This is a genomic window from Streptomyces sp. NPDC004435, from assembly GCF_042873895.1.
GTDB lineage: Bacteria > Actinomycetota > Actinomycetes > Streptomycetales > Streptomycetaceae > Streptomyces.
On record NZ_JBIAMB010000004.1, the window covers coordinates 324,835 to 345,938 of the forward strand.

The following is a 21,104-nucleotide window of genomic DNA, read 5'->3' on the forward strand; positions in this document are numbered from 1 at the left end:
ACTCATGAAGCAGCACGGGTGACCTCCACCTGTCCGAGACCGACCTCGAGCGAGAGGTCGAGCGTCCCCGCCGGATCCGTACCGGCGGGCGGGTTCAGCGTCCGCGTCTCGTCGCGGTCCGGGGCGATGTCGATGTCGTCCGGCGCCTGCCCCGGCAGCTGGAGATCACCGAGCCCCACCTGGGCGTGCACCTTCACGACCACGTCCCGCGGCACGACCACCTCCAGCTTCCCCGCGCCCACGTCGACCGCCGTCGTCACCGTCGTCCCCCCGGGCACCGACAGCCGGGACAGATCCAGCGTTCCGACCCCCGCGCCCAGGTCGTACTGCGTCTCCACGGCGGCCACCGTCGCCGGCGTCCACGTCTGGCGCGACCAGTCGGTGGTGATCCGGTCCGGCAGGGCGATCGCACCGACCAGCAGCGCCGTCGTCACCACCGTCTGGAAGATCGTGCCGAACCCGGTACGGCCCAGGAAGCTGCTCACGACCAGACCCAGACCGAACACGGCCAGCGCCCCCGCCAGACCCGTCGCCAGACTGGTGCCCAGCGGCTGCGACTCCCACGTCAGGGCCGTACCCGTGACCGCCGCGGCCAGCGCGAACAGATGGATGAGACCGGCGATCGAGTACGGGCTGCGCCGCACCGACGGCTCCGGACGAGCCGCATCGGCCGGCGCGCCCCACTGTCTCCCGGGCTTCGGCACCTCGCCGCCGACCCGGCCCTCCGCGTCGACGATCCCGTGCGGCCCCCACATGTAGCCGAAGGCCACCTTGCCCGTCGAACCGTCCTTCACGATGGGGTCGCGCCACCACGAACTCATCTGGTTCTCCAGGGGTGTCAGCGGCGGCGCCTTCGCCTCCGGCGGCACCGGGACCCGCACGTGCGGTGCCTTCGGCTTCACCTCGGGATCGCCCTCGGTCTCCCCCTCGGCCAGGTGCCGCCGCTGCGACCAGTACGCGGCACCTGCCGTCACCAGCGACAGCAGCACCGCGAAGCCCACCAGCGAGCCCGTACGCAGCATCGACAGGAAGATCCCGCAGCCGACCAGCGCCATCAGTATCGCCGCGAGCGCCGCACCGGACACCCGGCCGATCAGCAGTCGCCGCGCCTCGCTCTCCTCCTCGCCCGCGAGCGGGATCAGCAGCCAGGCGAAGCCGTAGAAGATCAGTCCGATCCCGCCCGTCACGGCCAGCACCGCCAGCACGATCCGGAAGATCACCGGATCCATGTCGAAGTGCCGGCCGAGACCACCGCAGACCCCCCCGACCACCCGACTCTTGCGCGAGCGGCGCAGGTGGGCTGCGGGGGCGTCCTCGGCCGCCGGCGGGGTCTGGTGCTCCGCGGGGCGCGGAGGCGTCGAACTCGTCATGCGTCCATGGTGACCGCCCCCGCCCCCCGGACGGCACCGGGATCGACCCTGGCACGACCCTGATATTCGCCGGCCCGACGACCCCGAGGCGAACCCGGGGTCGAAGTCAGGGCCGACCCTGATGCCCCGGGAGGGCCGGACGTGTGACGATCGCTCCATGTCCGCAACCGCTCGCGTCACCGACCTCGACGAACCGCCCGTGCGCAGGCTCTACCGGAGCGCCGACGGGCGGTGGCTCGGCGGTGTCGCCCGCGGCCTCGCCGGACACCTCGGCCTGCCCGTCGCCTGGGTGCGCGCGGTCTTCGCGGTGCTCGTCCTCACCGAGGGACTCGGGCTGCTGCTCTACGCGGTCTTCTGGATCGTCGTCCCGCTCGGCGTCGGCGGCCGGGCCGAGCCCCGCCCCGTCTTCGAGACCACCGAGGACGGCAGACGCCGCCTCCGCAAGCCGGACCGCGGACAGATCCTCGCTCTCATCGCCCTCGCGATCGGCGCCGCGATCTTCATCGCGAACCTGCGGATCGACGGCGAGACCGGCCGCTACGTGTGGCCGACGCTGCTCATCGGCGTCGGTGTCGTCCTGGTGTGGCGCCAGGCCGACAACGCCCGCGCCGAGACCTGGAAGGGGCGGCCGGTCAAGCACGGGCGCGGCTTCCACCTGCTGCGCGGGCTCGTCGGAGTGGCCCTGGTCGGCACCGGCCTCGCCGTCTTCGTCGTCGTGCGCGGCTCGGTCGCCCAGATCGGCACCGCGCTCACCGCCTCCGTCGCCGTCCTCACCGGCATAGCGCTGCTCGCCGGCCCCTGGCTGATACGGATGTCGCAGGACCTCACCGCCGAGCGGACCCTGCGGATCCGTGCCCAGGAGCGGGCCGAGGTCGCCGCCCACGTCCACGACTCCGTGCTCCACACCCTCACCCTGATCCAGCGCAACGCCGACGACGCCGGAGAGGTCCGCCGGCTCGCCCGCGCCCAGGAGCGCGAGCTGCGGAACTGGCTGTACAAGCCGGAGGGCACCGGCAAGGACGAGGAGCCGGAGACGCTCGCCGAGGCGGTGAAGCGGTCCGCCGCCGAGGTCGAGGACAAGCACGGAGTGCCGCTGGAGGTCGTCGTCGTCGGCGACTGCCCCCTCGACGAGAAGCTGACCGCGCAGATGCAGGCCGCGCGCGAGGCGATGGTCAACGCCGCGAAGTACGGTGGCGAGGGCGGGGCGGTGCAGGTGTACGCCGAGGTGGAGGGGCGCACGGTGTTCGTCTCGGTGCGCGACCGCGGCCCCGGGTTCGACCTGGACGAGGTCCCCGAGGACAGAATGGGCGTACGAGAATCGATCATCGGCCGGATGCAGCGCAACGGCGGTACGGCCCGTCTGCGGGCCGTACCCGGCGGGGGCACCGAAGTCGAGCTGGAGATGGAGAGGGCGGACGGATGAGTGACGAGACCGGGGCGACGACCGGGGCCGGCGGGACGACGGAGCCGGGCGCGGGCGGCACGGCGGACGGACCCGGGCGCCGGGTGCGGGTCGTCCTCGTCGACGACCACCGGATGTTCCGCACCGGCGTGCAGGCCGAGATCGGCCGGACCGACATCACCGGGGTCGAGGTCGTCGGTGAGGCCGCCGACGTCGACCAGGCCGTCACCGTGATCACCGCGACCAGGCCGGAGGTCGTGCTGCTCGACGTCCACCTGCCGGGCGGCGGCGGGGTCGAGGTGCTGCGCCGCTGCGCGGGTCTGATGGCCGCGGCCGAGGACCCGGTCCGCTTCCTCGCGCTCTCCGTCTCCGACGCGGCGGAGGACGTGATCGGGGTGATCCGGGGCGGTGCCCGCGGCTATGTCACCAAGACGATCACCGGGGACGATCTGGTGGACTCGATCTTCCGCGTCCAGGAGGGCGACGCCGTCTTCTCCCCGCGCCTGGCCGGCTTCGTCCTGGACGCCTTCGCCTCCACCGACGCGCCCCCGGTGGACGAGGACCTGGACCGGCTGACCCAGCGGGAGCGCGAGGTGCTCCGGCTGATCGCCCGCGGGTACGCGTACAAGGAGGTCGCCAAGCAGCTCTACATCTCGGTGAAGACCGTCGAGTCGCACGTCTCCGCGGTGCTCCGCAAGCTCCAGCTCTCCAACCGGCACGAGCTGACCCGCTGGGCCACCGCCCGCCGCCTGGTCTGAGCCGGCGACGGGCGATCCGGTCCCAAGGGCCCGGCCCCCGTCCGCTGGGCCACGACCCTCGCCTCCTCTGAGCCGCGACGGGCGGATCCGGTCCCCGGGGCCCGGCCCCCGTCGGTTGGGTCAGCGCCCGCCGCCTCGTCTGAGCCGCGACGGACGGATCCGGTCTCACGGGCCCGGCCCCCGTCCGTTGGGTCACTGCCCCTCGCCTGGTCTGAGCCGCGGCGGACGGATCCGGTCCCAAGGGCCCGGCCCCCGTCCTGGTTCAGGCGACGCGGGTGGCGCCCGCGAAGGGCATCTCGTCGATCGGCGCGATCCGGATCGGGGCGCCGGGCCGGGGCGCGTGGATCATCTGGCCGCCGCCGATGTAGAGGCCCACGTGGCTGATCCCGGAGTAGAAGAAGACCAGATCGCCAGGGGCAAGCTCGGAGCGGGAGACCCGGCGCCCGGCGTTGATCTGGGTGTACGTGGTGCGCGGCAGGGAGACGCCGGCGGCGCGCCAGGCCGCCTGGGTGAGCCCGGAGCAGTCGTACCCGGACGGGCCGGTCGCGCCCCAGATGTACGGCTTGCCGATCTGGGCGCGGGCGAAGGAGATGGCGGCCGTGGCACGGCCGGTGGCGGCGGCCACCGGGAGCCGGTCGCCCGAGGCGCGGTCCGCGCGGGAGGCCGGGGCGGCGGCGGTGCCGGGTCGGGCTGTGGCGTAGGCCGGGGCGGAAGGGTCCGAGCGGGCGGCGACGGCTGCCTCGTACCGGGCACGCTCCTCGGCGGTGAGCCGGGCGAGGAGCTCCCGGGCGGCGGTGAGCTTGCCGAGGACGACGGCCTTCTGGCGGCGCAGTTCGGTCTCGTGGCCGCGCAGGGCGCTGAGCCGGCCCGTGGACTCGGCGCGCAGCTGGGCGAGGGCGGCGAGCTCCCGGCGTACCGCGGTGACCGTGGCGGCCTGCCGGTCGCCCGCCTTCTCGGCGAGGGCGGCCCGCCGGAGGTACTGGTCGGGGTCCGAGGTGAGGGCGAGCTGGACGGCGGGGTCGAGTCCGCCGGAGCGGTACTGGGCGGTGGCGACGGCCCCGAGACTGCGGCGGGCGGTGTTGAGCCGCTCGGTTCGGCGGGCGGCCTCGTCGCGGAGCTCGTCGAAGGAGGTGCGGGCCGCGGTGGCCTGCTCCTTCGCGCCGTTGTACCGCTCGGTGGCGGCCTCCGCCTGCTGGTAGAGCCGGTCGACCTCGGCCCTGACCTGGGCGGGGGTGCGGTCGGGGCGGGCCGGGTCGGCGTGCCCCGAGCCCTCGAAGAGGGTGGCGCCGGCGGCCGAGGCCAGGACGAGCGTGAGGGCCGTGCGGGCCGCTGGGCGGCCGAGCGGAGACGGCCCGGGTTTTCGGTGAGCTGCCACGAGGGCGGGTCACATCCTCTGCCTGTGGGGGACGGTGCCGGCCGGGGCCGGCGGCGGACCGCACAGGGGAGACGGGCCGCCGCCGGGGTTCTCCGGCGGGGGTGGTCGGCACCGCCGGGTGACCGGCGGGGTGGGGAGCCGACCACCTGGGGCAGGACGCTAGACCCGGGGGTCACGCCCCGGCGGCGGGTTGACCGCTATTGGCGCCGGATGACCGGCGGGGACCGATCGGTGCCGCCCGCCGGGGCGGTCGGAGATGGATTCCGCGGGGCGCGCGACCGAAGCGGGGGAGTGGGTGGACCCGCCCGGAAAGCGGTGCTAGGGGCCCGGTTAGGCTCCGCCCCATGGACGTCCTCATCAATGTCTTCGTCGCGCTCCACATCATCGGCATCGCCTCCCTCCTGGGCGGATTCCTCACCCAGATGAAGGCGATAGGTGCCGGCACGGCCCGCTTCAACCCGGCCATGCTGCACGGCGCGCTGACCATGCTGGTCACCGGCGTCGCACTCGTCGGCCTGAACCAGGCCGACGACCAGACGGTCAACAACCTCAAGATCGGCATCAAGCTGGCGATCCTCGTGGTGATCCTCGGGATCGTCTACGTCAAGCGCGACGACGAGACCGCCGACAAGGTCCTCTTCGGCGCCGTCGGCGGCCTGACCATGGCGAACATCTTCATCGCCACCCTCTGGGTCTGATCCCCGGGGCCCTTCGGAGCCCCGCCCGGACCCCCTCGGGACCCGTCCCCCGGCCTCCCGGTGTGCGCGCTCACACCGGCAGGACGCCGAAGGCGGACCCGGTTGTCGGCGCGGCGTCCTAGACTCGTGAGGCGATGAGCAGCCTCTTTGACGACAGCTTCCTGGCCGGCCTCCAGTCCCACTCCCCGGAGGACGCCCCGCCCCCGCCCGAGGACGACGCCCACGGCGCCCCGGCCGCGGAGGAGGTCCCGCACGACCTGTTCGGGGAGCACTTCGACGCGCCCCCGCCCCGTGACCCCTACTACCGCGACGGCGCGCACCGCCCCGCGGTGGACCCGGCCGCCCTGCTGGACGGGCTGAACGAGCAGCAGGGCGCCGCCGTCGTCCACACCGGCTCCCCGCTGCTCATCGTGGCAGGCGCCGGCTCCGGCAAGACCCGGGTCCTCACCCACCGGATCGCCCACCTCCTGGGCACCCGGCACGTGCACCCCGGCCAGATACTGGCGATCACCTTCACCAACAAGGCTGCCGGCGAGATGAAGGAGCGCGTCGAGCAGCTGGTCGGCCCGCGCGCGAACGCGATGTGGGTCATGACCTTCCACAGCGCCTGCGTCCGCATCCTGCGCCGCGAGTCGAAGAGGCTCGGCTTCACCTCCTCCTTCTCGATCTACGACGCCGCCGACTCCAAGCGCCTGATGGCGCTGGTCTGCCGCGACCTGGACCTCGACCCGAAGAAGTTCCCGCCGAAGTCCTTCAGCGCCAAGATCTCCAACCTGAAGAACGAGCTGATCGACGAGGAGTCCTTCGCCGACCAGGCCGCGGACGGCTTCGAGAAGACGCTCGCCGAGGCGTACCGGATGTACCAGGCGCGCCTGCGCGAGGCGAACGCGCTGGACTTCGACGACATCATCATGACGACGGTCCACCTGCTCCAGGCGTTCCCGGACGTCGCCGAGCACTACCGCCGCCGCTTCCGGCACGTCCTCGTCGACGAGTACCAGGACACCAACCACGCCCAGTACACCCTGGTGCGCGAGCTGGTCGGCACCGGCTACGAGGACCTCGGCCCGGCCGAGCTGTGCGTCGTCGGCGACGCCGACCAGTCGATCTACGCCTTCCGCGGCGCCACCATCCGCAACATCCTCCAGTTCGAGGAGGACTACCCGGACGCCACCACGATCCTGCTGGAGCAGAACTACCGCTCCACCCAGACGATCCTCTCGGCGGCCAACGCGGTCATCGAGCGCAACGAGTCGCGGCGGCCCAAGAACCTGTGGACGAACGCCGGCGCGGGATCGCAGATCACCGGCTACGTCGCTGACACCGAGCACGACGAGGCGCAGTTCGTCGCCGACGAGATCGACCGGCTGACGGATGCGGGAGACGCGAAGGCGGGCGACGTCGCCGTCTTCTACCGGACCAACGCCCAGTCCCGCGTCTTCGAAGAGATCTTCATCCGGGTCGGCCTGCCCTACAAGGTCGTCGGCGGCGTGCGCTTCTACGAGCGCAAGGAGGTCCGGGACGTCCTCGCCTACCTGCGCGTCCTCGCCAACCCCGAGGACAATGTCCCGCTGCGCCGCATCCTGAACGTGCCCAAGCGCGGCATCGGCGAGCGCGCCGAGGCGATGATCGACGCCCTCTCGCTGCGCGAGAAGATCACCTTCCCGCAGGCCCTCAAGCGGGTCGACGAGGCGTACGGGATGGCCGCCCGCTCGGCCAACGCGGTGAAGCGGTTCAACACGCTCATGGACGAGCTGCGGACCATCGCCGAGTCCGGCGCGGGTCCCGCCGTCGTCCTGGAGGCCGTGCTGGAGCGCACCGGCTACCTCGCCGAACTCCAGGCGTCCACCGACCCGCAGGACGAGACCCGGATCGAGAACCTCCAGGAACTCGCCGCCGTGGCCCTGGAGTTCGAGCAGGAGCGCGGCGAGGAGGAGGGTGCGGGGACGCTCGCCGAGTTCCTGGAGAAGGTCGCGCTGGTCGCCGACTCCGACCAGATCCCGGACGAGGACGAGGAGGGCGCCGGCGTCATCACGCTGATGACCCTGCACACCGCGAAGGGCCTGGAGTTCCCGGTGGTCTTCCTCACCGGCATGGAGGACGGCGTCTTCCCGCACATGCGCGCCCTCGGCCAGACGAAGGAGCTGGAGGAGGAGCGGCGCCTGGCGTACGTGGGCATCACCCGCGCCCGCGAGCGGCTCTACCTCACCCGCTCGTCGATGCGCAGCGCCTGGGGCCAGCCCTCGTACAACCCGGCCTCCCGCTTCCTGGAGGAGATCCCGCCCGCGTACCTGGAGTGGAAGCGGACGGGCCCGGTGGCGAAGCCGGCCGGTCCGACCTCCGGGATCACCTCCTCGCTGACGTCCTCGCTCTCCTCGTCGCGCGCGCGCTCCGGCCCGTCCGGTTTCGCGACGCGCCGCGCGGGCGGGGCGGAGAAGCCGGTGGTGTCGCTGGCGATCGGCGACCGGGTCACCCACGACCAGTTCGGTCTGGGCACGGTCCTGGCGGTGACGGGCGGCGGTTCGGACGCCCAGGCGACGATCGACTTCGGCGACGAGAAGCCGAAGCGGCTGCTGCTGCGGTACGCGCCGGTCGAGAAGCTGTAGGCGCGGGGACACACACGGAAGGGCCCGGTCCGTCGGACCGGGCCCTTCCGTGTACGTGTGGGTGTCAGCCCGTGGGGTCGAGGCCCTTGCTGAGGAACCAGGCCACCGGGTCGATCGCGGAGCCGCCGCCGGGCCGGACCTCGAAGTGGAGGTGCGGGCCGGTGGAGTTGCCGGAGTTGCCGGAGTAGGCGATGACGTCCCCGGCCTTGACCTGACCCCAGCGGATCTTGGTGCTGCTGAGGTGGCAGTACCAGGTCTCGGTGCCGTTGGCGCCGGTCACGATCGCCATGTTGCCGTAGGCGGGGTTCCACTGGGTGCGGACGGTGCCGTCGGTCGCGGCCATGACGGGGGTGCCGTACTGCACGGGGAAGTCGATACCGGTGTGCACGGACATCCAGTTGACGCCGGACTGGCCGAAGCGGGCGCTGAGCTGGTGCAGCTTCACCGGAAGCATGTACTTGGGGCGCATGGCCTCCTTGCGGGCGGCCTCCTCCTCGCGCTTCTTCTTGTCGGCGGCCTGCCGGGCCTTGAGGTCGATGCGCTCCTGGGTGCGGCTGGCGCGGTCGCCGAAGTCGCGGACGTCGGCGTCGAGGGCGCTGAGCTGGGTGTCCAGGGCGGTGTTGGCCGGGACCTGCTTCACGGCGGCCGGGTCGGCGGCGGCGAGCGCGGTGGTGTTCTTCTGCTGCGGGCCCTCGGTCTCGCCGCCGGTGAGTCCGCTGACGGAGGCGGCCGCGATACCGGCGACGCCCATGACGCAGGCGGAGGGGACGGCGACGGTCAGCAGGGCGGAGCGCTTGGCGGGGGTACGGCGCCGGGCGCGGCTGCCGCCGGAGGAGCGGCGCACGGGCCGGGCCGCGACGGGCTCGGTGCGGACCTCGCTGGCGGGGGCGGGGCCGTCGGTCCCGTCGGGCTCGATCGCGGTGTCGGGGCCGAGCTCGAAGGCCGGACCGGTGTCGGGATCGAAGTCGGCTTCGGCGGTCTCGTGGGCGACCGGCCGGGTCTCGTACGTCTCCGCCGGCTCGGTCTCGTACGTCTCCGCCTCGTGGGCGAACGCGAACTCGGTGGTCTGGCCGATCCGTTCGGTCTCGGGCGTGTACTGCTGGGGGACGAGCGGCTCGGTCTGCGCGGGCGCCTGGTTCCAGACGGTGGCGTCGTAGGCGCCGGTGTCGGTCGCGAAGGCGGGGGCGGCCCACTGGCCGGTCGCGTCGTACGACTCGTGGCCGAACGCGCCCTGCGCCGCGTAGGCGCCGGAGTGGAGGGTCTCGTACTGGCCGGTGTGCTGGGCCTCGGTCCAGGCGGAGGCGTCCCACTGGCCGGTCGTGTCGTACTGCTCGGGCTGCTGGTATCCGCCGGTGTGCTGGGTCCCGGTCCAGGCCGACGCGTCCCACTGACCGGTGGTGTCCCACTGGCCGGTCGTGTCGTGGCTCGCCGTGGTGGTGGTCCAGGCGCCCGTCTCGTACGCGCCGGTCGTGTCGTACGTACCGGGGGCGGCGTACTGGCCGAGGTCCCACTGGCCGCTGTGACCGGCCTGTCCGGTGTCGGGCCAGGACCCGAAGAGCGGGTCGGTCGCGAAACCACCGGTGGTGTGGGCGCCGTCTCCGGCGTACCCGGCGTGGGGGTGCTGGTCGTTCACCAACGTCTCTCTCGCCTCGGCAGCAGGACCAGTCCGGGGCGGGCCCGACAGGGGTGTCCCGGGGGTGAAGCAGTGGCGCGACTGTACCCGGCGGTATGCGGGGCCGACAATCTTCGGCGGGGTTGACGGGCGCAGGAAACGGGCAATCGGCCGTGTTTCGCCAGCTCACGCACAGAGCTTTGGCCTTGTGTTCGACGGGCGTTCGAAAAACGCTGTCGGGGGTGTCGGCATGGCGCCGGGCCGACGAGCGACTTCAGGCCACGGAGGCCGCTCCCTCGCCGGTCCCGCCCTCGCCGGCCGCCGTCCCGTCCTCGCCGGCGTCCAGGGCTTCCAGGACGCCGGCCGCCACCGTCGGGTGGACCGGGAGCGCGAGATGGCCGATCCCGCTCACCCGCACGTTGTGCACCAGGAGGTCGGGGTGGTCGAGGCGGGCGGTCTCCACCGGCACCATGATCTGGTCGAGGTCGCTCCAGAAGCTCACGAACCGGGTCCGGCAGCCCGGCGCCGGGGCGGCCAGCTGCCGCAGCACCTCCGACCCCGGCCGCATCTGCCGCACCAGCGGGTGGGCGTCGGCGAGCGGCGCGATCGTCGTGCCCGCGTGCGGGGTGCCCAGCATGACCAGGGTGCGCACCCGTGCGTCACCGTTCAGGCGCTGCACGTAATAGCGGGCGATCAGCCCGCCCAGGCTGTGGCCGACCAGATCCACCTCGGACCGGCCGGTGCGCTCCCGGATCGCGTCGATCCGCCGCCCCAGGGCCTCGGCGGCGGTCCGCAGGTCGCAGGTGAGCGGGGAGTAGTCGAACGACTCGACGTGGGTGCGGCCGTGCCGGGCCAGCGTCCGGCGCAGCAGCAGGAAGACGGAGCGGTTGTCGACGAAGCCGTGCAGCAGCACGACCGGACGCCCGCCGCCGCCCCGGCCGGGGACGGTCGGGGGCGGGTCCGCGGAGGCGTCCGCGGAGGTGTCGGCGGAGGTGTCGGCGGAGGCGTCGGCCCGTGCGCCGGGTGCGAGGCGCTCGGAGACGAGGCCCGAGGGGTAGAGGACGAGGCGGCCGGTGAGGATCGCGACCTCGAGGGTGGTGGCCTTCATCAGGGCGGTGACCTTGGCGAGCTCCATCGCCGACCTCCCGTGTGCGGCACATGGGGCCGGGCCGTGCGCCGGATCGCCGGGCTCCGTGCCGTACGGACGACGGCACGGAGCCCGGCGACCGGCGTCGCGGCTCCTTTCGCGACCGGCCCCGCGGGCGGCTGGAGGGCCCAGGAGGAGGGCCCGGAGCGGGGCAGACCACGGAACGAACGTGTCCCACGTGTGATTTCCCCCTCGCGGGGCTCCGCGAAACGGCCCGTTGCGGGATGCTGTCGATAACGTTCGTTCACCTCCCCGGCAAAGACGCGCGGGGGTCGCATGTGGAGGCAGTGATGGGTGTGACCGGTCCGATCCGCGTGGTAGTCGCCAAGCCGGGTCTCGACGGGCACGATCGCGGGGCCAAGGTCATCGCGAGGGCCCTGCGCGACGCCGGCATGGAGGTGATCTACACCGGGCTGCACCAGACGCCGGAGCAGATCGTCGACACGGCGATCCAGGAGGACGCCGACGCGATCGGTCTGTCGATCCTCTCGGGCGCGCACAACACGCTCTTCGCCAAGGTCATCGAGCTCCTCAAGGAGCGCGACGCGGAGGACATCAAGGTCTTCGGCGGCGGCATCATCCCCGACGCGGACATCCCGCCGCTGAAGGAGAAGGGCGTCGCGGAGATCTTCACGCCGGGCGCCACGACCGCGTCGATCGTCGCCTGGGTCAACGCGAACGTCCGTACGACGGCCGCCTGACCTTCCCTGCGCACCTGGTGGCGTGACCGGCCCGGCGGATCGACCTTCTCAGCGGCGTGCCCCGCCCGACGGCGCCGACCGCCCGGCCCTGGACCGCCCAACCTGTCTGACGCCCAACCCGCCTGACGCTCGGCCGGGTCCGCGCCCGGTCCGCGTCCTCGATCGCCCCAGGTCCGCGCCCGCGCCAGGTCCGCGCCCGCCCCCCCCGGAACGGCCGCCGCCGCCCCTCAGACGGCGTCCGCCGGGGCGGTGTCCAGTTCCGCGCGGATGCGGGCGCGGAGGTCCAGCGTGGCCACCAGGCGCTGGAACGCCTCGGACCAGTACGCGCCCGCGCCGGGGGAGGCGTCCTCCGCCTCCGGGGCCGCCGCGGCCAGCGATTCCAGATGCCGGGCGGCCGCGGGGGAGAGGCACCGCTCCGCGAGACCCATCACGCCGCTGAAGCTCCACGGGTAGCTGCCCGCGTCCCGCGCGATGTCCAGCGCGTCGATCACCGCCTCGCCCAGCGGCTCCGCCCACGGCACCGCACAGACCCCGAGCAGCTGGAACGCCTCCGACAGGCCGTGCGCCGCCACGAACGCCGCCACCCACCCGGCCCGCTCCGCCGGATCGAGCGTCGCCAGCAGCTGCGCCCGCTCGGCCAGCGACGACGTGCCGGGACCCGTCGCCGGCGGCGTCGACGGGGCACCGAGCAGCGCACGCGACCAGGCCGCGTCCCGCTGGCGTACGGCCGCCCGGCACCAGGCCGCGTGCAGCTCCGCCTGCCAGTCGTCGGCGACCGGCAGCGCCACGATCTCCTCGGGCGTCCGCCCGCCGAACCTGGCCCGCCAACAGGCCAGCGGCGCCGCCTCCACCAGCTGCCCCAGCCACCAGGACCGCTCGCCCCGCCCCGTCGGGGGCACCGCGGTCACGCCGTCCCGCCGCATCGCCTCGTCGCACTCGTGCGGGGCCTCCACGACGACCGTCGGCACGGCCGCCGTCCGGTCGAGGCCCACACAGGTGACCGCCCGGTCCGCCATGCGGCCCGCGAGCGCCGAGCCGGGCAGCGCGGAGAGCAGCTCCGCGGCGGTCGCCCGGACGTTGCGGCTGCGGTCGGCGAGCGCCGCCTCCAGGAACTCTTCGTCCTCCGCCGACAGCCCCGCGCGCAGCGAGTCCAGGAACATCAGCCGGTCCTCGGCCCGCTCCCCGGCCCAGCTCCCCGCGAGCAGCGCCCGCGCCGCCGCCGGATCCTTCGCCCGTACGGCCCCGAGCAGCGCGACCCGCTCGGCGAACAGGCCCTCCTCCCACAGCTCCCGCACCTTCTCCGCGTCCTTCGGGTCCGGCAACGAGCCGCTGGCCCCGCCACCGCGCAGCGCGAACCGCCACTCCGGGTTCAGCCCCGCCAGCCACAACCCGCGAGGTCCGGCGAACGCCAGCGCCTGCGGCCGCAGATCGGTCCGCGCCCTGGCCGCGTCGAGCAGCGCCGGCAGCGCGGCGGGCGGAGCCTTGAAGCCGCGCTCGACGGCCAGGGCCAGCCACTGCGGCAGCAGCTCGGCGAGGTCCGGCGCCGTGCCCCGGCGCCCGCCCGCGGGGGCGGGTGCGGCCCGCCCGGCGAGCAGCCCGTCGAGCCGGCGCCGGGCCGCCTCGGGCGGTGCGGGCCGCGGGTCCTCCGGCGCGGGCGCGGGCGGTACGGCGGCCCGGCCGGGCCGCAGCCCCGCCCTCCGGCGCAGCGTCCGCCGCGCCGCGGAGTCCAGGAGCGCCCCGGCGGCCTCGTCCCCCCGGGCCCCCGCCGCCGGCCGCCGATCCGTCCCCAGCAGCGCCGCCGACACCAGCTGCTCCCACTCCGGATCCTTCGGCGACGGCCCGCCCGCGGGGACGGGTGGCACGGCGGTCGGCGGGGACTGGGGCTGTCGTTCGGTCGTCGGCACGGGCACTCCTCGGGCGCGGTCTCGCCCGCGGGAGCGGGCTTCGGACGGGACAGGGGGCGGGACAGGGGGCGGCGGCAGGCGGTCACAGGACGGGGCCGTTCGGGCCGTTCCCGGCGGTGCGGCGGGCCGGCCCGGCACGAGGGCGACCTCTCGCGAACCCGGCCCGGGACCGGGGCGGATCCTCGCGACCCCGGCACGCGGCCAGGGCGCCTCGCCACCGAGGCACGTGACCTGAGCCCTCGCGAGCCGGGCACGGGACCGGGAATCCTCGCGACCCCGTACGGGGCCAGGGCGCTCCCGAACAACCCGGCACGGGAGAACTCCTCGCAGCCCCGGCACGAGCCCAGGGCCCCTCACAGCAGGGGAACCGGTTCGGAAGGGGCGTCGGTGGACCAGGCGGCCAGGGGGGTGAAGCCGCGGTGGCCGCACTCGCCGAAGACCGTCACGGGGGCGCCGCCCGAGAGGGCGAGGAGCCGCCACAGGCCGGGGCGGGAGCGGTCGCCGCCGGTCAGCGGCAGCGCCTCCCCGCCGTCCGCGTCGGCGAGCTGCCAGCCGTACTCCGCCCGCGCGGGCACGACCCGGGCGAGCGTCACCGGCCAGGAGTCCAGCCACGGGTCCTCCCGCAGCGCCCGCCCGTACGCGTCCAGCGCCGCGCCCACCGGCCCGCCCGGCGGCGGCGCACCGGGTCCGGCGACCGGGAGCAGCACCTCGCCGGGGTCCGCGCGGAGCTGCCCGGAACCCGTGTGCGGGGTCAGCTCGCCGTCCACCACCGCGCCGACCGGCAGCGCGAGGGCGGGCGCGCGGCCGGCCGCGCCGTAGGAGAGCAGCAGTGCCGTACGACCGCTCTCCGCGCCGTACAGCCAGATCCGGCGGGTCGTCAGCCGGCCGTCCCCGCTGTCGTACTGGGCGAGGACCAGCCACCGGTCGCGCACCGTCGCGCCGCCCGGCACCGAGGGCAGCCCGACCCGGGTGCGTACGGTCGCCGCCAGCGGGGCGGGCAGCCGGTCCGCGGCGAGCCACGCGCGGTCCAGGAGATGGGTGAGCGCGCACTCCTCCAGGAGGCGCACCGGCCACCCCGGGCCCGAGCCCGGTATCGCGCCCAGCTCGCGGACCCGGCCCGCGAGCCCCGGCGCCTGCGCGTCGACCATGCGGGCCGCGGTCTCCTCCCAGAGGCCGTACCCCCGCTGCCCGGCCGCGGCGAGGCCGCCGCGCACGAGATCGGCGAGCCGCCGCTCCAGCTCCTCCGCGCCCGCCGTCACCCGGGCCGCCCGCCGCTCCGCCCGCCGGCGCGCGGCCTCCGGGTCGGCGGGGGGCCGGCCCTCCTCCTTCCGGGCGGCCCCGCTGGCCCGGGCCCGCCGGTCCGAGAGCCAACGCGCGGCCCACTCGGGCGGCGCCTCCCCGTCCGGGACGGCCGGGCCGTCCGACGCACGGAGCAGCAGCAGTCCGAGCGCGTGCTCGCACGGGGACCTGACGCTCCGGCAGCTGCACGCGTACGCCGGTCCCGCCGTGTCCACGAGCGTCCGGTACGGCGTGCCGCCGCTGTCCTCGCACCGCCCCCAGACGACGCCCTCGGCACCGCCCGTGCCGCTCCACGGCCCGGCCGCGCCGAACCGGCTCACCGCTCTGCGCGCGGCCTCGTCAGGAGCCAGTGCCAGCACCTGCTCAGCCGTCCTGCCCACCCCCATGGCATTCATGTACCTGACGGTAATCTCCGCCACTGACAACGCGGTTGACCTGCGGATTCCCTCCTCGGTGGCCGCCCCGGCGACAGGACGGCCCACCGCTCCCCTACGGTGCTGTGCGCGAGCTCGCGCGAACCAGCGCGCGACCTCTACGACCGCACCACCGTGCAGGGGAGTACCACCATGAGCCGCACCGTCCGAACCGTCCGCGCCGCCGTCTCGGCCCTCGCCGTCACCGGCCTCGCGCTCGGGCTCGGCGCCTGTTCCGAAGTGGCCGACAAGGCCGCCGATCAGGTCGACAAGGCCGTCGTCGAGAGCTACGAGGTGACCTACGAGGTCACCGGCTCGGACCTGGTGTCCATCGACTACCACGCCGGCGACGGCGCCGCGACGCAGCCGAAGGTCGAGAGCGAGAAGAAGCCCACCGCCCCGTGGACCAGGACGGTGAAGCTGCACGGCATCATGCCGCCCGCCGTCATGCCGGTCTCCACCAAGCCCGCCGACCTCACCTGCAAGGTCGTCTACCAGGGCAAGGTCCTCAAGGAGGCCAAGGGTGAGGCGGCCATGGCCGGCGGCTGCGTCGCCGTCTCCCCGGTCTTCAACTGACCCTTCGCGAAGCGCCCTTCGGGCGCCCGCACCCGCCCCGACCCGCGACGACAGCCGATTGTCAGTGGCGTGGTGCACCGTGGATCGCACAACAGGTCGAACGATCTGGAGGGGGATCCATGACCGTGCCCGCAACCATCCCGCAGCCCGGCGCCGGTGCCGTGACGGACACCGGCCCGGGCAGGCCGCGACCCGCCGCCGAGGCCCTCCGACCCCGCGCGGAGGACGCCTTCGCCCACGAACTCTCCGCGCTCGCCGCCGCCGACGACCGCCCCCGGCCCGCCCGCTGGCGCCTCTCGCCCTGGGCCGTCGCCACCTACCTGCTCGGCGGCACCCTTCCCGGCGGCACCGTGATCACACCCAAGTACGTCGGCCCCCGCCGCATCGTCGAGGTCGCCGTCACCACCCTCGCCACCGACCGCGCCCTGCTGCTCCTCGGCGTCCCCGGCACCGCCAAGACCTGGGTCTCCGAGCACCTCGCGGCCGCCGTCAGCGGCGACTCCACCCTCCTCGTCCAGGGCACCGCCGGCACCCCCGAGGAGGCCATCCGGTACGGGTGGAACTACGCCCGGCTGCTCGCCGAGGGCCCCAGCCGCGCCGCCCTCGTCCCCAGCCCCGTCATGCGGGCCATGGACCAGGGCATGACCGCCCGCGTCGAGGAGCTCACCCGCATCCCCGCCGACGTGCAGGACACGCTCATCACGATCCTGTCCGAGAAGACCCTGCCCGTCCCCGAACTCGGCGAGCAGGTCCAGGCCGTCCCCGGCTTCAACCTCATCGCCACCGCCAACGACCGCGACCGGGGGGTCAACGACCTCTCCAGCGCGCTCCGCCGCCGCTTCAACACCGTGGTGCTGCCGCTGCCCGCCACCCCCGAGGACGAGGTCGACATCGTCGCCCGCCGGGTGGAACAGCTCGGCCGCTCCCTCGAACTGCCCGCCCTGCCCGAGGGTGTCGAGGAGATCCGACGGGTCGTCACCGTCTTCCGCGAACTGCGCGAAGGCGTCACCGCCGACGGCCGCACCAAGCTCAAGTCCCCCTCCGGGACGCTCTCCACCGCCGAGGCCATCTCCGTCGTCACCGGCGGCCTCGCCCTCGCCGCCCACTTCGGGGACGGCGAGCTGCGCCCCTCCGACGTCGCCGCCGGACTCCTCGGCGCCGTCGTCCGCGACCCGGCCTCCGACCGGATCGTCTGGCAGGAGTACCTGGAGACCGTGGTCAGAGAACGCGACGGCTGGAAGGACTTCTACCGCGCCTGCCGCGAGGTGAGCGCATGACGGCCCTCGCCACGGCACCCGCCGCGGCCGAGCCCCGGGAGCGGCGGCCCGGCCCCCTGCTGCTCGGGGTGCGGCACCACGGACCCGGCTCCGCGCGCGGGGTGCGCGCCGCACTGGACGCGGCCCGGCCCGACGCGGTGCTGATCGAAGGACCCGCCGACGCCGACGCCCTCGCCGGTCTCGCCGCCGACCCGGAGCTGCGGCCGCCCGTCGCCCTCCTCGCCCACGCCGCCGACGACCCCGGCCGGGCGGCCTTCTGGCCCTTCGCCGCCTTCTCGCCCGAGTGGACCGCCCTCCGCTGGGCCGTCGGCCGCGGCGTCCCGGTCCGCTTCGTCGACCTGCCCGCCGCCCACACCCTCGCCGCCACCGACCCCACCTGGGGCGACGGCGACGAGGAGGCCGACGGCACCGCCCGCGTCGACCCGCTCGCCGAACTCGCCCGCGCCGCCGGGCACCAGGACCCCGAGCAGTGGTGGGAGGACGTCGTCGAACTCCGCGGGGACGCCGACCCCCTCGCCCCCTTCGCCGCCCTCGCCGACGCCATGACGGCCCTCCGCGAGCGGTACGGACACGGCGGCCACCCGCGCGACCTCGTCCGCGAGGCCCACATGCGGCTGCGGCTGCGCGCCGCCCGCAAGGAGTTCGGCGACGCCGTCGCCGTCGTCTGCGGAGCCTGGCACGTCCCCGCCCTCGCCCGCCGCACCACCGTCACCGCCGACCGCGCCCTCCTCAGGGGCCTGCCCAAGGTCAAGGCCGAACTGACCTGGGTCCCCTGGACCCACCGCCGACTTGCCCGCCGCTCCGGATACGGCGCCGGGATCGAGTCCCCCGGCTGGTACGGGCACCTGTACGCCGCCCCCGACCGGCCCGTCGAGCGCTGGATGACCAAGGTCGCCGGACTGCTCCGCGAGGCCGACCACCCCGTCTCCTCCGCCCACGTCATCGAGGCCGTCCGCCTCGCGGAGGCCCTCGCCGCCCTGCGCGGCCGGCCCCGCCCCGGCCTCGCCGAGACCACCGACGCCGTGCGGGCCGTCCTCTGCGAGGGCTCCGACGTGCCGCTCGCCCTCGTCCGGGACCGGCTCGTCGTCGGCGACCTCCTCGGCGAGGTCCCGGCCGCCGCGCCCGCCGTCCCGCTCCAGCGCGACCTGAACCGCCTCCAGCGCTCGCTGCGCCTCAAGCCCGAGGCCGCGGAGCGCGAGCTCGACCTCGACCTCCGCGGCGGGACCGACGCCGCCCGCAGCCGCCTCCTGCACCGGCTCCGGCTCCTCGGCGTCGACTGGGGCGAACCCGCCGAGGGACGCACCGGCACCGGCACCTTCCGCGAGTCCTGGCGGCTGCGCTGGCAGCCAGAACTGCACGTCCGGGTCGCCGAGGCCGGCGTCTGGGGCACCACCGTCGAAGCCGCCGCCACCGCGCTCACCGCGTCCCGCGCCCGCTCCGCCGACTCCCTCGGCGAGATCACCGCCCTCGCCGAGAAGTGCCTGCTCGCCGGTCTCGCCGACGCGCTGCCCACCGTCCTGGGCGCCCTCGCCGACCGGGCCGCCCTCGACACCGACGTGGCCCGCCTCGCCGACGCGCTCCCCGCCCTCGCCCGCGCCCTGCGCTACGGCGACGTGCGCGGCACCGGCACCGCCGCCCTCGCCGACGTCGCCGCGGGACTCGCCGAGCGGATCTGCGTGGGCCTCCCGCCCGCCTGCGTCCACCTCGACCCCGAAGCCGCCGCCCGGATGCGCGACCGTGTCGACGCCGTCCACAGCGCCCTCGCCCTCCTCCCCGCCCCCCACGCGGCCGAGGACGGCACCCACGCGGCCGAACCCGGCGCCCACGCGGCCGAGGGCGGCGCCCTCGCCTCCCGTTGGGCCGGCGTCCTGCGGCGGCTCGCCGGAGCGGAGCGGGTGCCCGGCGTCCTGCGGGGGAGAGCCGTGCGGATCCTGCTGGACGAAGGGCGGCTCGGCGACGACGAGACCGCTCGGCTCATGGCGCTCGCGCTCTCGACCGGGAGCGGGCCCGCCGACGCCGCCGGCTGGCTCGACGGCTTCGTGGGCGGATCAGGCGGCGGGCTGCTCCTCGTCCACGACGAGCGGCTCCTCGCACTCGTCGACGGCTGGCTCACCGGCGTACCGGCCGAGGCGTTCCCCGACGTCCTGCCGCTGCTGCGGCGCACCTTCGGGGCCTACGAGCCGGGCGTGCGGCGCACCCTCGGCGAGCTCGTCGCCCGGGGGCCCGGGGCCACCGCCGCCGGTGCCGCCGTCCTCGTCCCCGGCTTCGCCGCCGCCCTCGACGGGGAGCGGGCCGACGGGGTCCTCCCCCTCCTCGCTCTCGTCCTCGGTACGGAGGCACCCGCATGAGCCCGACCGGCCCCACCGCAGCCCCCGCCCCCACCGCAGCCCTCACCCCCACCGCCGACGAGCGGCTCCGCCGCTGGCGGCTCGTCCTCGGAGGCGGCGGAGCCGAGGGCACCGGCCGGGCGCTGTCCGGCACCGACGCCGCCATGGACTCCGCCCTCTCCGCCCTCTACGACAGCCGGGACGGCGAGGACGGCAAGGAAGGCGGCGGCGAGCGCAGGGGCGGGCTCGGCGGCTCCGCGCCCTCCGTCGCCCGCTGGCTCGGCGACATCCGCACCTACTTCCCCACCTCCGTCGTGCAGGTCATGCAGCGCGACGCCATCGACCGGCTCGGGCTCGCCCCGCTCCTCCTGGAGCCGGAGATGCTGGAGGCCGTCGAGCCCGACGTCCACCTCGTCGGCACCCTGCTGTCGCTCCACCAGGCGCTGCCGGAGACCACCCGGGAGACCGCGAGGGCCGTCGTCCGCAAGGTCGTCGCCGACCTGGAGGCACGGCTCGCGAGCCGCACCAGGACGACCGTCACCGGCGCCCTCGACCGCTCCGCCCGGATCAGCCGCCCCCGCCACCGGGACATCGACTGGGACCGCACCCTGCGGGCCAACCTGAGGCACTACCTCCCCGAGCACCGCACGGTCGTCCCCGAGCGGCTGGTCGGCCACGGCCGCGCCTCCCGGGCGGTCCGCAAGGAGGTGGTGCTCTGCGTCGACCAGTCCGCCTCGATGGCCGCCTCCGTCGTGTACGCCTCCGTCTTCGGCGCCGTCCTCGCCTCCCTCCCCTCCGTCGCCACCCGGCTCGTCGTCTTCGACACCTCCGTCGTGGACCTCACCGACGCGCTCGACGACCCCGTGGACGTCCTCTTCGGCACCCGGCTCGGCGGCGGCACCGACATCAACCGCGCGCTCGCCCACTGCCAGTCGCGGATCACCCGCCCCGCCGACACCGTCGTCGTCCTCGTCAGCGACCTGTACGAGGGCGGGATCCGCGACGAGATGCTGAAGCGGGTCGCCGCGATGAAGGCCTCCGGAGTCCAGTTCGTCGCCCTGCTCGCCCTCTCCGACGAGGGCGCCCCCGCCTACGACCGCGACCACGCCGCCGCGCTCGCCGCCCTCGGCGCCCCCGCCTTCGCCTGCACCCCCGACCTCTTCCCCGAGGTGATGGCGGCCGCCCTGGAGAAGCGGCCGCTGCCGGTACCGGACACCGTCTGAGCGGCGTCCGGCGGGCCGGTCGCCGCGCCGTGCGGAATCCGTCGTCGCCCGGCCACCCGGACGGGCGTCCGCGACCCGACTGAGGCCCATATCACAGTGATGCCGGGGCGAGCCTCACCCGCGGCCCCGGCGTGGCGTGAGGCACGCAACCCCCGCCTCCCGCCTGCCCCATGGGCCCCGGGGAGGGGCGGGCCGATGCCCACGGACAGCCCTGCCGCCCCTACGTTCTGTGACCCGTATCACCGCTCGGTTGTGATCTGCGATTTAGGGACCCAGGTCCCACGGGGATAACCTGCGAGACGGACATGCCGCGTCCACGGACACCGTGTACGCCTCCCTAGTGACAGCGCAGTCACGTTGCCCTCCGCGGCACGCCCACGCAGACAACGAACCGCGATCATCTAGAAAAGGGACGC

Annotated in this window: 15 protein-coding genes; 9 read left to right on the forward strand and 6 right to left on the reverse strand. The window is 74.9% G+C overall.

The window, feature by feature from the left end; translation table 11 throughout:
- Window positions 1-2: 2 nt before the first annotated feature.
- The gene (locus ACFYT9_RS09460; protein ID WP_387279599.1) at window positions 3-1,370 is read right to left on the reverse strand and encodes a PspC domain-containing protein; all 1,368 of its coding nucleotides are present in this window, start codon (window positions 1,368-1,370) and stop codon (window positions 3-5) included.
- 157 nt (window positions 1,371-1,527) lie between these two features.
- On the opposite strand from ACFYT9_RS09460, the gene ACFYT9_RS09465 reads away from it, so the two are divergent.
- Together ACFYT9_RS09465 and ACFYT9_RS09470 are read left to right on the forward strand one after the other, a co-directional pair.
- Complete coding sequence (locus ACFYT9_RS09465; RefSeq protein ID WP_376600515.1) at window positions 1,528-2,793, forward strand: PspC domain-containing protein; 1,266 nt, start codon at window positions 1,528-1,530, stop codon at window positions 2,791-2,793.
- On the forward strand, window positions 2,790-3,530 hold the full coding sequence (locus ACFYT9_RS09470) for a LuxR C-terminal-related transcriptional regulator (protein WP_376600516.1): 741 nt from the start codon (window positions 2,790-2,792) through the stop codon (window positions 3,528-3,530). The genes ACFYT9_RS09465 and ACFYT9_RS09470 overlap by 4 nt, the downstream gene beginning before the upstream one ends.
- Window positions 3,531-3,792: 262 nt before the next feature.
- Here ACFYT9_RS09470 and ACFYT9_RS09475 read toward each other — a convergent pair whose 3' ends face one another.
- Window positions 3,793-4,905: an NlpC/P60 family protein gene (locus tag ACFYT9_RS09475; protein ID WP_389161975.1), complete on the reverse strand. Its 1,113-nt coding sequence runs from the start codon at window positions 4,903-4,905 to the stop codon at window positions 3,793-3,795.
- A 344-nt stretch (window positions 4,906-5,249) separates the two neighbouring features.
- Here ACFYT9_RS09475 and ACFYT9_RS09480 point away from each other — a divergent pair, with 344 nt between their 5' ends.
- Both ACFYT9_RS09480 and pcrA read left to right on the forward strand, forming a co-directional pair.
- Window positions 5,250-5,603 carry a hypothetical protein gene (locus ACFYT9_RS09480; protein ID WP_389161976.1) on the forward strand — a complete coding sequence of 118 codons (354 nt, stop codon included), beginning with the start codon at window positions 5,250-5,252 and terminating at the stop codon, window positions 5,601-5,603.
- 134 nt (window positions 5,604-5,737) lie between these two features.
- A complete protein-coding gene (gene pcrA, locus ACFYT9_RS09485) occupies window positions 5,738-8,209 on the forward strand; it encodes a DNA helicase PcrA (RefSeq protein WP_376600520.1) in 2,472 nt (823 codons plus the stop codon).
- Between the two features lie 64 nt (window positions 8,210-8,273).
- On the opposite strand, the gene ACFYT9_RS09490 is transcribed toward pcrA, so the two are convergent.
- Both ACFYT9_RS09490 and ACFYT9_RS09495 read right to left on the reverse strand, forming a co-directional pair.
- A complete protein-coding gene (locus ACFYT9_RS09490) occupies window positions 8,274-9,842 on the reverse strand; it encodes a M23 family metallopeptidase (RefSeq protein ID WP_389161978.1) in 1,569 nt (522 codons plus the stop codon).
- Window positions 9,843-10,095: 253 nt separating this feature from the next.
- The gene (locus ACFYT9_RS09495; RefSeq protein WP_389161979.1) at window positions 10,096-10,956 is read right to left on the reverse strand and encodes an esterase/lipase family protein; all 861 of its coding nucleotides are present in this window, start codon (window positions 10,954-10,956) and stop codon (window positions 10,096-10,098) included.
- A 302-nt stretch (window positions 10,957-11,258) separates the two neighbouring features.
- Here ACFYT9_RS09495 and ACFYT9_RS09500 point away from each other — a divergent pair, with 302 nt between their 5' ends.
- Window positions 11,259-11,669, forward strand: a complete 411-nt coding sequence (locus tag ACFYT9_RS09500) for a cobalamin B12-binding domain-containing protein (protein WP_376605772.1) — start codon at window positions 11,259-11,261, stop codon at window positions 11,667-11,669.
- A 227-nt stretch (window positions 11,670-11,896) separates the two neighbouring features.
- Here the strand turns inward: ACFYT9_RS09500 and ACFYT9_RS09505 are convergent, their stop codons facing one another.
- Both ACFYT9_RS09505 and ACFYT9_RS09510 read right to left on the reverse strand, forming a co-directional pair.
- A complete protein-coding gene (locus ACFYT9_RS09505; protein ID WP_389162116.1) occupies window positions 11,897-13,531 on the reverse strand; it encodes a DUF5691 domain-containing protein in 1,635 nt (544 codons plus the stop codon).
- 395 nt (window positions 13,532-13,926) lie between these two features.
- The gene (locus ACFYT9_RS09510) at window positions 13,927-15,267 is read right to left on the reverse strand and encodes an SWIM zinc finger family protein (RefSeq protein ID WP_389161981.1); all 1,341 of its coding nucleotides are present in this window, start codon (window positions 15,265-15,267) and stop codon (window positions 13,927-13,929) included.
- Window positions 15,268-15,438: 171 nt separating this feature from the next.
- Between ACFYT9_RS09510 and ACFYT9_RS09515 the strand changes: the two genes are divergently transcribed.
- From ACFYT9_RS09515 to ACFYT9_RS09530, 4 genes are all read left to right on the forward strand, one after another.
- Window positions 15,439-15,861, forward strand: coding sequence for an MmpS family transport accessory protein (locus ACFYT9_RS09515; RefSeq protein ID WP_387279782.1), 423 nt, complete (start codon window positions 15,439-15,441; stop codon window positions 15,859-15,861).
- A 119-nt stretch (window positions 15,862-15,980) separates the two neighbouring features.
- On the forward strand, window positions 15,981-17,138 hold the full coding sequence (locus ACFYT9_RS09520) for an AAA family ATPase (RefSeq protein ID WP_389161983.1): 1,158 nt from the start codon (window positions 15,981-15,983) through the stop codon (window positions 17,136-17,138).
- Window positions 17,135-19,486, forward strand: a complete 2,352-nt coding sequence (locus ACFYT9_RS09525) for a DUF5682 family protein (protein WP_389161985.1) — start codon at window positions 17,135-17,137, stop codon at window positions 19,484-19,486. The genes ACFYT9_RS09520 and ACFYT9_RS09525 overlap by 4 nt, the downstream gene beginning before the upstream one ends.
- On the forward strand, window positions 19,483-20,688 hold the full coding sequence (locus tag ACFYT9_RS09530) for a VWA domain-containing protein (protein WP_389161987.1): 1,206 nt from the start codon (window positions 19,483-19,485) through the stop codon (window positions 20,686-20,688). The genes ACFYT9_RS09525 and ACFYT9_RS09530 overlap by 4 nt, the downstream gene beginning before the upstream one ends.
- Window positions 20,689-21,104: the final 416 nt, after the last annotated feature.